The following is a 14125-nucleotide window of genomic DNA, read 5'->3' as shown; positions in this document are numbered from 1 at the left end:
TCGACGGCGACGCGCGACGTCGGGTCCTCGCGCAGAAGCGCGTCGAGAATCGTGTCGCTGATCTGGTCAGCGATCTTGTCGGGATGACCCTCGGTGACGGATTCCGAGGTGAAGAGACGGCGGGACACATCGCTCCCTGGGGTTGCAGCGGCTGCTGGCTGATCATTTGGCGGTCGGCCCGGGAGCTGCGCCCGGTACGAACCTGGACCAGTTTATCGGTCGGCCCCCGCTCCCGGACAACGTGTCTCGCCCTTTGGCGGATCTGTAACATGCGGAGCCGGCGTCCAGAAGGCCCCGAGGGCCGTCCCGACGCCGTTCGCGCCCGCATGCGCAAGGGGTCGGACCGCAGGGCGAGGACACGGGAAAATCACCCGAGACGTGCCGACACGAGATCCCAGACCGTGTCGGCGAGAGCCTCCTTGGGCCCATGGGGCACGGGTGTCTCGCCGCCGTCGGCCGCGAGCACCACCGCCTCGTTCTCCTCCGAGCCGAAGGTCTTGCGCTCCCCCACCTCGTTGACCACCAGCAGATCGCAGCCCTTGCGGCGCAACTTCTCCCGGCCGTTGGCGAGGACGTCGTCGGTCTCGGCGGCGAATCCGACGACGATCTGCCCGGGCGTGGCGCGCCGGCCGGACACCTCGGCGAGAATGTCGGGATTGCGCACGAGGACGATGGGGGCGGGCTCCTGGCCGTCCTTCTTCTTGATCTTTCCCTGGGCGTACTCGGTGGGGCGGAAGTCGGCGACCGCCGCCGCCATCACCACGACGTCGGCGTCCGCCGCCGCTTTCAGTACGGCCTCGCGCAGCTGCACCGCCGTGCCGACGCGCACGATGTCGGCGCCGGACGGGTCGGGCAGTCCGGTGTTGGCCTCGACGAGCGTGACCCGGGCACCACGGGCGACCGCGGTGCGGGCGAGCGCGTACCCCTGCTTGCCGGAGGAGCGGTTGCCGAGGTAGCGGACCGGGTCGAGCGGCTCCCGGGTGCCGCCCGCGCTGATCACCACGTGCCGTCCGACGAGGTCGGGGGCGACGGGGCCGCGCGCCAGGACGCGGCGGCAGACCTCGAAGATCTCGGCCGGGTCGGGCAGCCGGCCCTTGCCGGTGTCGACACCGGTGAGGCGCCCGACCGCGGGTTCGATGACCACGGCGCCGCGACGGCGCAGCGTGGCGACGTTCTCCTGGGTCGCGGGGTGTTCCCACATCTCCGTGTGCATGGCGGGCGCGAAGACGACCGGACACCGAGCGGTGAGCAGGGTGTTGGTGAGCAGGTCGTCGGCCAGGCCGTGAGCTGCCTTGGCGAGCATGTCGGCGGTGGCGGGGGCGACGACGACGAGGTCGGCGTGCTGTCCGATCCGCACGTGCGGGACCTCGTGGACGTCGTTCCAGACCTCGGTGGAGACCGGGTGGCCGGAGAGCGCCGACCAGGTGGCGGCACCCACGAAGTGGAGCGACGACTCGGTCGGGACGACCCGTACGTCATGTCCGGACTCGGTCAGCCGGCGCAGCAGCTCGCACGCCTTGTACGCGGCGATGCCGCCGCTGACCCCCAGAACGACCTTCGGCTTGTCCACTGCGTCTCCCCGCACTCGGATACGTACGCGCTCCGTACATCCCCCATGCTGCCTCACCGTCGCCGGCCCGGGTCCGTCGCCCCGGGACACACCACAGGCCCGGCGGTCGCGACCGCCGGGCCTGTGGTGAAGGTGCGTTTTCCTGCTTACTGCGCGGGGCCCTCGATGGCCTCGGAGGTGAGCAGGCCCGCGTTGATCTCGCGGAGCGCGATCGAGAGCGGCTTCTCGTGGACGTGGGTGTCGACGAGCGGACCGACGTACTCGAGGAGTCCCTCACCGAGCTGCGAGTAGTACGCGTTGATCTGGCGCGCGCGCTTGGCGGCGTAGATCACGAGGCTGTACTTCGAGTCGGTTGCTTCGAGGAGCTCATCAATCGGCGGGTTGATGATGCCCTCGGGCGTGGTGATGGAAGAGGACACTCTCTGCCTTCCGAAGGGGGTGAAGATCAAAGAAATCTTTGACAGTCAGGGGCTCTGTGGCCGGCGCCCTTGTGTCGGTGCGTTCGTTGCGCTCATTCGCCGCCGGCACGGGGGCCGGAAGCCTCCAGCATCAAGGCTAGCAGCTCGCGCGCCACATCCTCGACGGAGGTGTTGACAAGCGTCGTATCGAACTCGGATTCGGCGGCCAGTTCGATCTTCGCTGCACCGAGACGGCGCTCGATCACCTCGGGCGCCTCGGTTCCGCGGCCGGTGAGCCGGCGCACCAGCTCGTCCCAGCTCGGCGGCGCGAGGAAGACCAGCTGGGCATTGGCCATGGACTGCCGGACCAGCCGGGCACCCTGGAGGTCGATCTCCAGCAGCACCGGCTCACCGGCTTCCAGCCGCTCCTGCACGGCGCGGCGCGGCGTGCCGTAGCGGTTGCCGGCGAACTCGGCCCACTCCAGCAGCTCACCGTTGGCGATCAGCTTGTCGAACTCCTCGTTGTCCACGAAGAAGTAGTGGACACCGTTGCGTTCACCGGGGCGGGGCTTGCGCGTCGTCGCCGACACGGAGAGCCAGACCTCGGGGTGGACCTTGCGCATATGCGCGACGACCGTGCTCTTGCCGACCCCCGAGGGGCCGGAGAGCACGGTCAGCCGCGGACGTACGTCCGGGGGTACGGGGGACGTCCCCCGGGATGTTGCAGCCATGGAGCGATTATCCAGGTTCTCAGGAGTGCCTGAGAACGTCAGGCGGGACTGCCGCCGAACTCACGCTCCAGGGATGCGATCTGGTTGGAGCCGAGACCCCGGACCCGGCGGCTCTCGGAAATGCCGAGCCGCTCCATGATCTGCTTGGCGCGGACCTTGCCCACGCCGGGCAGGGACTCAAGCAGGGCGGAGACCTTCATCTTGCCGATGACGTCGTTCTCCTGGCCCGACTTGATGACCTCGTGGAGGGAGGCGCCGGAGTGCTTGAGTCGATTCTTGACCTCGGCCCGCTCCCGGCGAGCCGCGGCGGCCTTTTCGAGCGCGGCTGCGCGCTGTTCAGGGGTAAGGGGCGGAAGAGCCACGCCTACGTCACCTCGGATGTCGTTCTGTCGGATACGGACCGGCGAGGCAGCGGGATCGCCCCTCACCTGGTGAGCCGCGAACAACCTGTGCTCGTTGGCTCTCGACGGAGACTAGCGGCCACGGCCGCCGGAGTCAGCGAGAACGGACTAAAAGTCCTGGTCAGCCTTAGCCGACCAGGACATTCCTGGCATAACACCTGAGATTTCTGGTCAGTATTCCGTCAACAGCGCGTTACGTGGCAGTGTCAGCGGTCCGAGACGGCCGCACGGACCTCGTCCGCGAACCGTTCGGCGGCTTCGCGCAGCCCTGACGCGTCCGGACCGTGGCGCAGCACGCCCCGGCTGACGCTGGGCACCACATTGCCGACCGCGTTCCCGAAGACGCCCGGCAGATCCGCGGGCGTCGCCCCCTGGGCGCCGATGCCGGGCGCGAGCAGCGGGCCGTTGATCGCGAGGTCCGCGCCGGCGTCGCCGAGCGTCGCCCCGACCACCGCGCCGACCGAGCCGAGCGGGGTGACGCCCGCGTTCTCGGCGGCCATGTGGTCCAGCATCACCTGGGCCAGCGAGCGGCCGTCGGCTGCGGTGGCGCGCTGTACCTCGGCGCCCTCCGGGTTGGAGGTGAGGGCCAGCACGAAGACACCGGACCCGGAAGACGCCGCGGCGTCCAGCGCGGGCCGCAGCGAACCGAAGCCGAGGTACGGCGAGACGGTGACCGCGTCCGAGAACAGCGGCGAGTCCTTGTCCAGGTAGGTCGCTGCGTAGGCACCCATGGTGGAGCCGATGTCGCCGCGCTTGGCGTCCATCAGGACCAGCGCGCCGGCCGCCCTGGCCTCCTCGACGGCCTTCTCCAGTACGGCGACACCGCGTGAGCCGAACCGCTCGAAGAACGCGGACTGCGGCTTGAGCACCGCGACCCGGTCGGCCAGTGCCTCGACGACCGTACGGGTGAAGCGCTCCAGGCCCGCGACGTCGTCGCCGAGCCCCCAGGAGCTCAGCAGGGAGGCGTGCGGGTCGATGCCGACGCAGAGCGGCCCACGGGTGTCCATGGCGTGGCGCAGACGCGCGCCGAAGGGCTGCTGGGTCATTTCGCGGCCTTCCTGGTTTCCGCGCCGACGGCGTCGGCGAGGGTGGCGTACGGCGAGGCGGCCAGGCGCGCGGCCAGGCCCTTGTGGATCGCGCGGGCGTAGAACGGGCCCTCGTAGATGAAGGCGCTGTAGCCCTGGACGAGAGTGGCGCCTGCGAGGATGCGCTGCCAGGCGTCCTCGGCGTTCTCGATGCCGCCTACGCCGACCAGGGTGATCCGGGTCCCCACGCGCGCGTACAGGCGCCCCAGGACCTCCAGGGAGCGCTCCTTGAGGGGTGCGCCGGACAGGCCCCCGGTCTCCTTCGCCAGGGAGGCGGGGGACTTCAGGCCCAGGGACTCGCGGGCGATGGTGGTGTTGGTGGCGATGATCCCGTCCAGACCCAGTTCGACGGCGAGATCGGCGACTGCGTCGATGTCCTCGTCCGCGAGGTCGGGTGCGATCTTGACGAGCAGCGGGACCCGGCGGGCGTTGACGGTCCGGTCGGCCGCCTCGCGCACCGCGGTCAGCAGCGGGCGCAGCGACTCGGTGGCCTGGAGGTTGCGCAGTCCCGGGGTGTTGGGCGAGGAGACGTTGACCACGAGGTAGTCGGCATGTGCGGCGAGCCGCTCGGTGGACTTCACGTAGTCGGCGGCGGCGTCGGCCTCGGCGACGGTCTTCGTCTTGCCGATGTTGACACCCACGGTGGTCCGGAAGACCGGGTTGCGGGCGGCCAGACGCTCGGCAACAGCGGCCGAACCCTCGTTGTTGAAGCCCATGCGGTTGATCAGCGCGCGGTCCGCGACAAGGCGGAACAGACGCTTCTTCGGGTTGCCCGGCTGCGGCTCACCGGTGACCGTGCCGATCTCGACATGGTCGAAGCCGAGCATGGCCATGCCGTCGATCGCGACCGCGTTCTTGTCGAAGCCGGCGGCCAGCCCGAAGGGGCCGTGCATCCGCAGACCGAGGGCCTCGGTGCGCAGCTCCTTGTAGCGGGGAGCGAGCGCGGCGGCGACGAAGGTGCGCAGGACTGGGGTGCGGGCGGCGAGGCGGATCCAGCGGAAGGCCAGGTAGTGGGCCTGCTCGGGGTCCATCCGCTGGAAGGCGAGCTGGAAGAAGAGCTTGTACATCGGGGTGTGTCCTCGGTGGTGTCGGCGCGTCGGTGTGCTCGCGAAGAGGGGGACACCGTTTCCGGTGTCCCCCTCCTGGGCCGCTATTCGCGTGCTGCCGTCAGATGTTCCGCGTGTTCCTGGAGGGAACGTACGCCGACGTCTCCGTGGGTGAGGGCGTCGATGCCCTGGACGGCCGCGGCGAGCGCCTGGACCGTGGTGAGGCACGGTACGGACCGGGCGACGGCCGCGGTGCGGATCTCGTAGCCGTCGAGCCGGCCGCCGGTTCCGTACGGCGTGTTGACGATGAGGTCGACCTCGCCGTCGTGGATCAGCTGGACGATCGTCTTCTCGCCGTTCGGGCCCACACCCTCGGACAGCTTGCGCACGACGGTCGCGTTGATGCCGTTGCGCTTGAGCACCTCGGCCGTGCCGGAGGTGGCCATCAGCTCGAAGCCGTGGGCGACCAGCTCACGGGCCGGGAAGATCATCGTGCGCTTGTCGCGGTTGGCGACGGAGATGAAGGCGCGGCCCTTGGTGGGCAGCGGGCCGTACGCGCCGGCCTGCGACTTGGCGTACGCCGTGCCGAAGACCGAGTCGATGCCCATGACCTCACCGGTGGAGCGCATCTCCGGGCCGAGGACCGTGTCGACGCCGCGGCCCTGGATGTCGCGGAAGCGCGACCAGGGCATGACGGCCTCCTTGACGGAGATCGGCGCGTCGAGCGGCAGGGTGCCGCCGTCGCCGTTCCTGGGCAGCAGCCCCTCCTCGCGCAGCTCCGCGACGGTCGCGCCCAGCGAGATGCGGGCGGCGGCCTTGGCGAGCGGGACCGCGGTCGCCTTCGAGGTGAAGGGGACGGTGCGGGAGGCGCGCGGGTTGGCTTCGAGGACGTAGAGGATGTCGCCGGAGAGCGCGAACTGGATGTTGATCAGTCCGCGGACGCCGACGCCCTTGGCGATGCCCTCGGTGGAGGCGCGCAGCCGCTTGATGTCGTAGCCGCCGAGCGTGATCGGGGGCAGGGCGCAGGCGGAGTCGCCGGAGTGGATGCCGGCCTCCTCGATGTGCTCCATGACGCCGCCGAGGTAGAGCTCGGTGCCGTCGTAGAGCGCGTCGACGTCGATCTCGATGGCGTCGTCGAGGAAGCGGTCGACGAGGACCGGCCGGGTGGGGCTGATCTCGGTGGACTCGGCGATGTACGAGGAGAGCCGGCTCTCGTCGTACACGATCTCCATGCCCCGGCCGCCGAGCACGTACGAGGGGCGTACGAGGACGGGGTAGCCGATCTCGTCGGCGATGGCCTTGGCCTCGGCGAAGGTGGTGGCGGTGCCGTGCTTGGGGGCCGGCAGGCCGGCCTCTGCCAGCACCTGGCCGAAGGCGCCGCGGTCCTCGGCTGCGTGGATCGCCTCCGGGGAGGTGCCGACGACGGGCACGCCGTTGTCCTTGAGCGCCTGCGACAGACCCAGCGGGGTCTGACCGCCGAGCTGGACGATGACACCGGCGATCGGGCCCGCGAGGGACTCGGCGTGCACGATCTCCAGCACGTCTTCCAGCGTCAGCGGCTCGAAGTACAGACGGTCGGAGGTGTCGTAGTCCGTGGAGACGGTCTCCGGGTTGCAGTTGACCATCACGGTCTCGTAGCCGGCGTCGCTCAGGGCGAAGGAGGCGTGGACGCAGGAGTAGTCGAACTCGATGCCCTGCCCGATGCGGTTGGGGCCGGAGCCGAGGATGATCACCGCGGGCTTGGTGCGGGACGCGACCTCGCTCTCCTCGTCGTAGGAGGAGTAGAAGTACGGCGTCTTCGCGGCGAACTCGGCGGCGCAGGTGTCGACCGTCTTGTAGACCGGGCGGATGCCGAGCGCGTGCCGGACCTCGCGGACGACGTCCTCGCGCAGGCCGCGGATCCCGGCGATCTGGACGTCCGAGAAGCCGTGCCGCTTGGCCTCGGCCAGCAGCTCGGGGCCGAGCTCGTCGGCCTCGGCCAGCTCGTCGGCGATCTCCTTGATGAGGAAGAGCTGGTCGACGAACCACGGGTCGATCTTCGTGGACGCGAAGACCTCCTCCTGGGTGGCGCCGGCCCGGATCGCCTGCATGACGGTGTTGATCCGGCCGTCGGTCGGGCGGACCGCCTCGGCCAGCAGCTCGGCCTTGTCGCCGGGCTCACCGGTGAAGGCGAACTGCGAGCCCTTCTTCTCCAGGGAGCGCAGGGCCTTCTGCAGCGCCTCGGTGAAGTTCCGGCCGATCGCCATGGCCTCGCCCACCGACTTCATGGTGGTGGTGAGGGTGGAGTCGGCGGAGGGGAACTTCTCGAAGGCGAAGCGGGGGGCCTTGACGACGACGTAGTCGAGGGTCGGCTCGAAGGAGGCCGGGGTCTTCTCGGTGATGTCGTTGGGGATCTCGTCGAGCGTGTAGCCGACGGCCAGCTTGGCGGCGATCTTGGCGATCGGGAAGCCGGTGGCCTTGGAGGCGAGCGCCGAGGAGCGGGAGACGCGGGGGTTCATCTCGATCACGATGACCCGGCCGTCGACCGGGTCGATGGCGAACTGGATGTTGCAGCCACCGGTGTCGACGCCGACCTCGCGGATGATCGCGATGCCGATGTCGCGCAGCCGCTGGTACTCGCGGTCGGTGAGCGTCATCGCCGGGGCGACGGTGATCGAGTCACCCGTGTGGACACCCATCGGGTCGAAGTTCTCGATCGAGCAGACGACCACGACGTTGTCGTTCTTGTCGCGCATCAGCTCCAGCTCGTACTCCTTCCAGCCGAGGATGGACTCCTCCAGGAGCACCTCGGTGGTCGGGGAGAGCGTGAGGCCCTGTCCGGCGATGCGGCGCAGCTCCTCCTCGTCGTGGGCGAAGCCGGAGCCGGCGCCGCCCATGGTGAAGGAGGGGCGGACGACGACGGGGTAACCGCCGAGGGTGTCGACGCCCTTCATGATGTCGTCCATCGAGTGGCAGATGACCGAGCGGGCGGACTCGCCGTAGCCGATCTTCGCCTTGACGGCTTCCACGACGCCCTTGAAGAGCTCGCGGTCCTCGCCCTTGTTGATGGCCTCGACGTTGGCGCCGATCAGCTCGACGCCGTACTTCTCCAGGACACCGTTCTCGTGCATGGAGATCGCGGTGTTGAGCGCGGTCTGGCCGCCCAGGGTCGGGAGCAGCGCGTCGGGGCGCTCCTTGGCGATGATCTTCTCGACGAACTCGGGGGTGATCGGCTCGACGTACGTGGCGTCGGCGATCTCCGGGTCGGTCATGATCGTCGCCGGGTTGGAGTTCACCAGGATGACGCGCAGGCCCTCGGCCTTGAGAACGCGGCAGGCCTGGGTGCCGGAGTAGTCGAACTCGGCGGCCTGGCCGATGACGATCGGACCGGAGCCGATGACCAGGACGGACTGGATATCGGAGCGCTTAGGCACGCTGGCCCTCCATCAGGGATACGAAGCGGTCGAAGAGGTACGCGGCGTCGTGCGGGCCGGCGGCTGCTTCGGGGTGGTACTGGACGCTGAAGGCCGGCCGGTCGAGGAGCTGAAGGCCCTCGACGACCTGGTCGTTCAGGCAGACGTGGGAGACCTCGGCACGCCCGTAGGCGGTGTCGGAGACCTTGTCGAGCGGGGCGTCGACGGCGAAGCCGTGGTTGTGCGCGGTGACCTCGACCTTGCCGGTCGAGCGGTCCTGCACGGGCTGGTTGATGCCGCGGTGGCCGTACTTCAGTTTGTACGTGCCGAAGCCGAGCGCGCGGCCCAGGATCTGGTTGCCGAAGCAGATGCCGAAGAGCGGGGTCCCGCGCTCCAGGACGCCCTGCATGACGGAGACGGGGTGGTCGGCGGTGGACGGGTCGCCGGGGCCGTTGGAGAAGAAGACTCCGTCGGGCCGGACCGCGTACACCTCCTCCAGGGTGGCGGTGGCGGGCAGGACGTGCACCTCGATGCCGCGCTCGGCCATCCGGTGCGGGGTCATGCCCTTGATGCCGAGGTCGATCGCGGCGACGGTGAACTTCTTGGTGCCGATCGCGGGGACGACGTACGTCTCCTTGGTGGCGACCTCGGCGGAGAGGTCGGCGCCGTTCATCTCGGGGGCCTGGCGCACCCGGGCGAGGAGCGTGCCCTCGTCGGCGATCGCGTTGCCGGAGAAGATGCCGACGCGCATCGCGCCGCGCTCGCGCAGGTGGCGGGTGAGCGCGCGGGTGTCGATGCCGCTGATGCCGACGACGCCCTGGGTGGCCAGCTCCTCGTCGAGCGAGCGCTGCGAGCGCCAGTTGGAGGGCACCCGGGCGGGGTCGCGCACGACGTAGCCGGAGACCCAGATCTGCTTGGACTCGGGGTCCTCGTCGTTCACACCGGTGTTGCCCACGTGCGGGGCGGTCATCACGACGACCTGGCGGTGGTACGAGGGGTCGGTCAGCGTTTCCTGGTAGCCGGTCATGCCGGTGGAGAACACGGCCTCACCGAAGGTCTCCCCCACAGCCCCGTAGGCGCGGCCGCGGAAGGAGCGGCCGTCCTCCAGGACGAGTACGGCGGGAGCTTTGGCGGCTCCCCGGGTGGAGATCGTCATCGTGCGGTGCCTTCCGTAGTGCTGGTGAGATGAGTGCTGGTGAGGCCGTTGACGGCTTCGACCCAGGCGGCGTGTTCGGCCGAGTGGTCGGAACGGAATCCGGAGTCGATCAGCTGGTCGCCGAGCGCCCAGGTGATGACCAGGAGTCCGCCCTCGGGCAGGACCTTGCCCGCGAGGGCCTTGTCGGTCCGGGCTTCGCGCAGGTCGGCGGCGGGGACGAAGAAGTCCGTCGCGCCGGGCCGTACGACGTCGAGGCCCTGTGCGGTGAGGGTGAGCTCGACGCGGCTGCGGGTGCCGAGGCCATGGGCGACGATGCGGTCGAGCCACTGCCCGGCCGTCGTCGAGGCGTGGTAGCGCCCGGTCAGTGTGAGCAGCCTCTCGCCGTCCGAGAAGCCGTCCGGGGTGGTCGCGAGGCCGGAGAGGCCGGACTGGAGGCTGCCGCGCCACTTCCATCCCTGGCGCATCAGCCAGTAGACGAAGGCGATGAGGACAAGCAGTCCGATCACCCAGCTGATGCGGGCGGACCAGTCGGTGACCTCCGCCGACTTCTGCTCGGCGGCCAGTCGGTAGAGCTGGTGGGTGGGGCTGAGTGTTGTCACGCGAGTTTCCCGTCGACGACCGTGGCACGGCCCCGCAGGAAGGTGTGCGTCACTCGGCCCGGCAGCTCGCGCCCCTCGTAGGGGGTGTTGCGGCTGCGGGAGGCGAAGCCCGCGGGGTCCACTGCTCCACGGTATGCCGGATCGACCAGGGTGAGGTTGGCGGGCTCGCCCTCCGAGACGGGCCGGCCGTGTCCGTCGAGGCGGCCGATGGCCGCGGGGCGCGCGGACATGCGGTCGGCGACGCCGGCCCAGTCGAGCAGACCGGTCTCCACCATCGTCTGCTGGACGACGGAGAGCGCGGTCTCCAGGCCCACCATGCCCATGGCGGCCGCGGCCCACTCGCAGTCCTTGTCCTCGTGCGGGTGCGGGGCGTGGTCGGTGGCGACGCAGTCGATGGTGCCGTCGGCCAGCGCCTCGCGCAGGGCCACGACGTCGGCCTCGGTGCGCAGCGGCGGGTTCACCTTGTAGACCGGGTTGTAGGACCTGACCAGCTCGTCGGTGAGGAGGAGGTGGTGCGGGGTGACCTCGGCGGTGACGTCCCAGCCCTTGGACTTGGCCCAGCGGACGATCTCGACGGATCCGGCGGTCGACAGGTGGCAGATGTGGACGCGGGAGCCGACGTGCGCGGCGAGCAGGACATCGCGGGCGATGATCGACTCCTCGGCCACGGCGGGCCAGCCGCCGAGCCCGAGCTCGGCCGAGACGGTGCCCTCGTTCATCTGGGCGTCCTCGGTGAGGCGGGGCTCCTGGGCGTGCTGGGCGACGACCCCGTCGAACGCCTTCACGTACTCCAGGGCGCGGCGCATGATGACCGCGTCGTCGACGCACTTGCCGTCGTCGGAGAAGACCTTCACTCCGGCGGCGGAGTCGTGCATGGCGCCGAGCTCGGCGAGCTGCTTGCCCTCCAGGCCCACGGTGACGGCACCGACGGGCTGCACGTCGCAGTAGCCGGACTCCTTGCCGAGCCGCCAGACCTGCTCGACGACGCCGGCGGTGTCGGCGACCGGGAAGGTGTTGGCCATGGCGTGCACGGCGGTGAAGCCGCCCACGGCCGCGGCCTTGGTGCCGGTGAGGACGGTCTCGGAGTCCTCGCGGCCGGGCTCGCGCAGATGGGTGTGGAGGTCGACCAGGCCGGGCAGCAGGATCTGGCCCGCCGCCTCGATCACGGTGGCGTCGCCGGCGTCGAGCCCGGTGCCGACCGCCGCGATGGTCTCGCCGTCGATGAGGACGTCCTGGGGTGCGCCGCCGAGGACCTTCGCGCCGCGGATAAGGATCTTGCTCATGGTTACTTGTTCTCCTCGGTACGGGCGTGGACGGCGGGGGCGGCAGGTGCGGCGGGCTCGGATCCGCCGAGCAGCAGGTAGAGCACGGCCATGCGGATCGAGACGCCGTTGGCGACCTGCTCGACGACCGTGCACCGGTCGGAGTCGGCGACCTCGGCGGTGATCTCCATGCCGCGGACCATCGGGCCGGGGTGCATGACGATGGCGTGCCCGGGCATCCTGGCCATCCGCTCGCCGTCCAGGCCGTAGCGGCGGGAGTACTCGCGCTCGGTCGGGAAGTACGCGGCGTTCATCCGCTCACGCTGCACACGAAGCATCATCACAGCGTCCGAGTCCGGCAGCATTTCGTCGAGGCTGTAGCTGACGTCGCAGGGCCACTGCTCGACGCCGACGGGGACCAGGGTGGGCGGGGCCACCAGGGTGACGTGGGCGCCGAGGGTGGTCAGCAGGTGGACGTTGGAGCGGGCGACGCGGCTGTGCAGGATGTCGCCGACGATCGTGATCCGGCGGCCGTCGAGGTCCTTGCCGAGCCCGGTGTCGGGACCGACCAGCCTGCGGCGCATGGTGAAGGCGTCCAGGAGTGCCTGGGTGGGGTGCTCGTGCGTGCCGTCACCGGCGTTGACGACCGCGCCGTCGATCCAGCCGGAGGTGGCCAGGCGGTACGGGGCGCCGGAGGCGCCGTGCCGGATGACGACGGCGTCGGCGCCCATCGCCTCCAGGGTCAGCGCGGTGTCCTTGAGCGACTCGCCCTTGGAGACCGAGGATCCCTTGGCGGAGAAGTTGATGACGTCGGCGGACAGCCGCTTGGCGGCTGCCTCGAAGGAGATGCGGGTACGCGTCGAGTCCTCGAAGAAGAGGTTGACGACGGTACGGCCGCGCAGGGTCGGGAGCTTCTTGATCGGCCGGTCCGCGACCCTGGCCATCTCCTCGGCGGTGTCGAGGATCAGGACGGCGTCGTCGCGGGTGAGGTCGGCGGCCGAGATGAGGTGGCGCTTCATCTGGGTGTTCTCCGGGTGGCTGGAGGGTTCAGGCATGCGGGCGTGCGGAAGCCGCCGTACGGCAGTGGGCCGTACGGAGAGGGCAGCTACTGCCCGACCGCCGGGGCGGCCTGCTCGACCCCGAGCAGCACGGCGTCGCGGCCGTCCTCCTCGGCGAGCTGGACCTTGACCGTCTCCCGCAGCGACGTGGGGAGGTTCTTGCCCACGTAGTCGGCACGGATCGGGAGCTCGCGGTGTCCGCGGTCGACGAGGACCGCGAGCTGCACCGCGCGGGGCCGGCCGATGTCGCCGAGCGCGTCGAGAGCGGCGCGGATCGTGCGGCCGGAGAAGAGGACGTCGTCGACGAGGACGACCAGGCGGCCCTCGATGCCCTCGCCGGGGATCTCGGTGCGGGCCAGGGCGCGCGCGGGGCGCATGCGCAGGTCGTCGCGGTACATGGTGATGTCGAGCGATCCGACCGGGATGGTGCGGCCGGTGATCTCTTCGAGCTTGTCGGCGAGCCGGCGGGCGAGGAAGACGCCCCGGGTCGGGATGCCGAGGAGCACCACGTCGTCGGCGCCCTTGGCGCGTTCGACGATCTCGTGGGCGATGCGGGTCAGTACTCGGGCGATGTCGGGAGCCTCGAGAACGGGGCGTGCCGCATTGCCGGTGGCGTCGTGCTGTGCGTCCATAAGAAACGGACCTCCTTCTCCGCCTCACTGGACGGATCTTAAAGGACGTCGAAATTGCGTCATTCACGTTACCAGGCCCTGAGCAGGGCCCTTGCCCCCACCCCCGGGAGGTACCGGTCCGGACCATTCAGCTTGACGCACCCAAGTAACGCTGCGTAACCTCACAGTGAGTTACCAGCCACGCGGCGGAGCCGCACAATGTTCCAGCGTCCGGGGAGCCTTATGTCCAGCGAATACGCAAAACAGCTCGGGGCCAAGCTCCGCGCCATCCGCACCCAGCAGGGCCTCTCCCTCCATGGCGTGGAGGAGAAGTCCCAGGGCCGCTGGAAGGCCGTCGTGGTCGGCTCGTACGAGCGCGGCGACCGCGCCGTCACCGTCCAGCGCCTTGCCGAGCTGGCGGACTTCTACGGCGTTCCGGTGCAGGAACTCCTGCCCGGCACGACCCCCGGCGGGGCTGCCGAGCCGCCGCCGAAGCTCGTCCTCCAGCTTGAGCGCCTCGCCCACGTCCCGCCGGAGAAGGCCGGACCCCTGCAGCGCTACGCGGCCACGATCCAGAGCCAGCGCGGCGACTACAACGGCAAGGTCCTCTCGATCCGCCAGGACGACCTGCGCACGCTGGCCGTGATCTACGACCAGTCGCCGTCCGTGCTCACGGAGCAGCTGATCAGCTGGGGCGTCCTCGACGCGGACGCGCGCCGCGCGGTCGCCCACGACGAGGGCTGACCCTCCCAGAAGAAACGTACCGCCGGGTCCGGCGGGGCCCTTTTCGGTGCCCTGCCGGGCCCGGCGTCCGCG

14 protein-coding genes are annotated in these 14125 nt (G+C 70.1%); 1 reads left to right on the top strand and 13 read right to left on the bottom strand.

Going from position 1 to position 14125, the window contains the following annotated elements; genetic code table 11:
* From ACZ4LX_RS23705 to pyrR, 13 genes are all read right to left on the bottom strand, one after another.
* The coding region (locus tag ACZ4LX_RS23705) for an S-adenosylmethionine synthetase N-terminal domain-containing protein (protein ID WP_279617324.1) at positions 1-128 on the bottom strand (128 nt) is incomplete at its 3' end.
* Between the two features lie 239 nt (positions 129-367).
* On the bottom strand, positions 368-1570 hold the full coding sequence (coaBC, locus tag ACZ4LX_RS23700) for a bifunctional phosphopantothenoylcysteine decarboxylase/phosphopantothenate--cysteine ligase CoaBC (protein WP_467648505.1): 1203 nt from the start codon (positions 1568-1570) through the stop codon (positions 368-370).
* A gap of 146 nt (positions 1571-1716) precedes the next feature.
* On the bottom strand, positions 1717-1989 hold the full coding sequence (rpoZ, locus tag ACZ4LX_RS23695; protein WP_003970369.1) for a DNA-directed RNA polymerase subunit omega: 273 nt from the start codon (positions 1987-1989) through the stop codon (positions 1717-1719).
* A 92-nt stretch (positions 1990-2081) separates the two neighbouring features.
* Positions 2082-2699 (bottom strand): guanylate kinase, encoded by a 618-nt coding sequence (gene gmk, locus ACZ4LX_RS23690; RefSeq protein WP_467648503.1) that lies wholly within the window; start codon positions 2697-2699, stop codon positions 2082-2084.
* Positions 2700-2737: 38 nt separating this feature from the next.
* Positions 2738-3061 carry an integration host factor gene (locus ACZ4LX_RS23685; protein WP_024490957.1) on the bottom strand — a complete coding sequence of 108 codons (324 nt, stop codon included), beginning with the start codon at positions 3059-3061 and terminating at the stop codon, positions 2738-2740.
* Positions 3062-3306: 245 nt separating this feature from the next.
* Complete coding sequence (pyrF, locus tag ACZ4LX_RS23680) at positions 3307-4146, bottom strand: orotidine-5'-phosphate decarboxylase (protein ID WP_467648497.1); 840 nt, start codon at positions 4144-4146, stop codon at positions 3307-3309.
* A complete protein-coding gene (locus ACZ4LX_RS23675) occupies positions 4143-5252 on the bottom strand; it encodes a quinone-dependent dihydroorotate dehydrogenase (RefSeq protein WP_467648494.1) in 1110 nt (369 codons plus the stop codon). The genes pyrF and ACZ4LX_RS23675 overlap by 4 nt, the downstream gene beginning before the upstream one ends.
* Before the next feature lie 83 nt (positions 5253-5335).
* Positions 5336-8644 (bottom strand): carbamoyl-phosphate synthase large subunit, encoded by a 3309-nt coding sequence (gene carB, locus ACZ4LX_RS23670; protein ID WP_467648490.1) that lies wholly within the window; start codon positions 8642-8644, stop codon positions 5336-5338.
* On the bottom strand, positions 8637-9779 hold the full coding sequence (gene carA, locus ACZ4LX_RS23665) for a glutamine-hydrolyzing carbamoyl-phosphate synthase small subunit (RefSeq protein WP_467648486.1): 1143 nt from the start codon (positions 9777-9779) through the stop codon (positions 8637-8639). The genes carB and carA overlap by 8 nt, the downstream gene beginning before the upstream one ends.
* Positions 9776-10378 carry a PH-like domain-containing protein gene (locus ACZ4LX_RS23660; protein ID WP_467648482.1) on the bottom strand — a complete coding sequence of 201 codons (603 nt, stop codon included), beginning with the start codon at positions 10376-10378 and terminating at the stop codon, positions 9776-9778. Before ACZ4LX_RS23660 ends, carA begins: the two co-directional genes overlap by 4 nt.
* Entirely contained in the window at positions 10375-11661 is a 1287-nt protein-coding gene (locus tag ACZ4LX_RS23655) for a dihydroorotase (RefSeq protein ID WP_467648478.1), read from the bottom strand. Before ACZ4LX_RS23655 ends, ACZ4LX_RS23660 begins: the two co-directional genes overlap by 4 nt.
* Positions 11662-11663: 2 nt before the next feature.
* The gene (locus tag ACZ4LX_RS23650; RefSeq protein WP_467648526.1) at positions 11664-12659 is read right to left on the bottom strand and encodes an aspartate carbamoyltransferase catalytic subunit; all 996 of its coding nucleotides are present in this window, start codon (positions 12657-12659) and stop codon (positions 11664-11666) included.
* An 86-nt stretch (positions 12660-12745) separates the two neighbouring features.
* On the bottom strand, positions 12746-13330 hold the full coding sequence (pyrR, locus tag ACZ4LX_RS23645) for a bifunctional pyr operon transcriptional regulator/uracil phosphoribosyltransferase PyrR (protein WP_467648475.1): 585 nt from the start codon (positions 13328-13330) through the stop codon (positions 12746-12748).
* 222 nt (positions 13331-13552) lie between these two features.
* Here pyrR and bldD point away from each other — a divergent pair, with 222 nt between their 5' ends.
* Positions 13553-14053 (top strand): transcriptional regulator BldD, encoded by a 501-nt coding sequence (gene bldD / locus ACZ4LX_RS23640; RefSeq protein WP_018103903.1) that lies wholly within the window; start codon positions 13553-13555, stop codon positions 14051-14053.
* Positions 14054-14125 lie beyond the last annotated feature (72 nt).

The organism is Streptomyces sp. NPDC026062 (assembly GCF_055568375.1).
The sequence above is the reverse complement of the archived record's forward strand: the minus strand, read 5'-3'. Positions and strand labels throughout refer to the sequence as shown.

Coding starts and splice junctions, on each gene's coding strand:
- carA (WP_467648486.1), bottom strand. CDS start 9,779: ATGACGATCTCCACCCGGGGAGCCGCCAAAGCTCCCGCCGTACTCGTC.
- ACZ4LX_RS23675 (WP_467648494.1), bottom strand. CDS start 5,252: ATGTACAAGCTCTTCTTCCAGCTCGCCTTCCAGCGGATGGACCCCGAG.
- gmk (WP_467648503.1), bottom strand. CDS start 2,699: ATGGCTGCAACATCCCGGGGGACGTCCCCCGTACCCCCGGACGTACGT.
- pyrR (WP_467648475.1), bottom strand. CDS start 13,330: ATGGACGCACAGCACGACGCCACCGGCAATGCGGCACGCCCCGTTCTC.
- ACZ4LX_RS23650 (WP_467648526.1), bottom strand. CDS start 12,659: ATGAAGCGCCACCTCATCTCGGCCGCCGACCTCACCCGCGACGACGCC.
- ACZ4LX_RS23655 (WP_467648478.1), bottom strand. CDS start 11,661: ATGAGCAAGATCCTTATCCGCGGCGCGAAGGTCCTCGGCGGCGCACCC.
- bldD (WP_018103903.1), top strand. CDS start 13,553: ATGTCCAGCGAATACGCAAAACAGCTCGGGGCCAAGCTCCGCGCCATC.
- pyrF (WP_467648497.1), bottom strand. CDS start 4,146: ATGACCCAGCAGCCCTTCGGCGCGCGTCTGCGCCACGCCATGGACACC.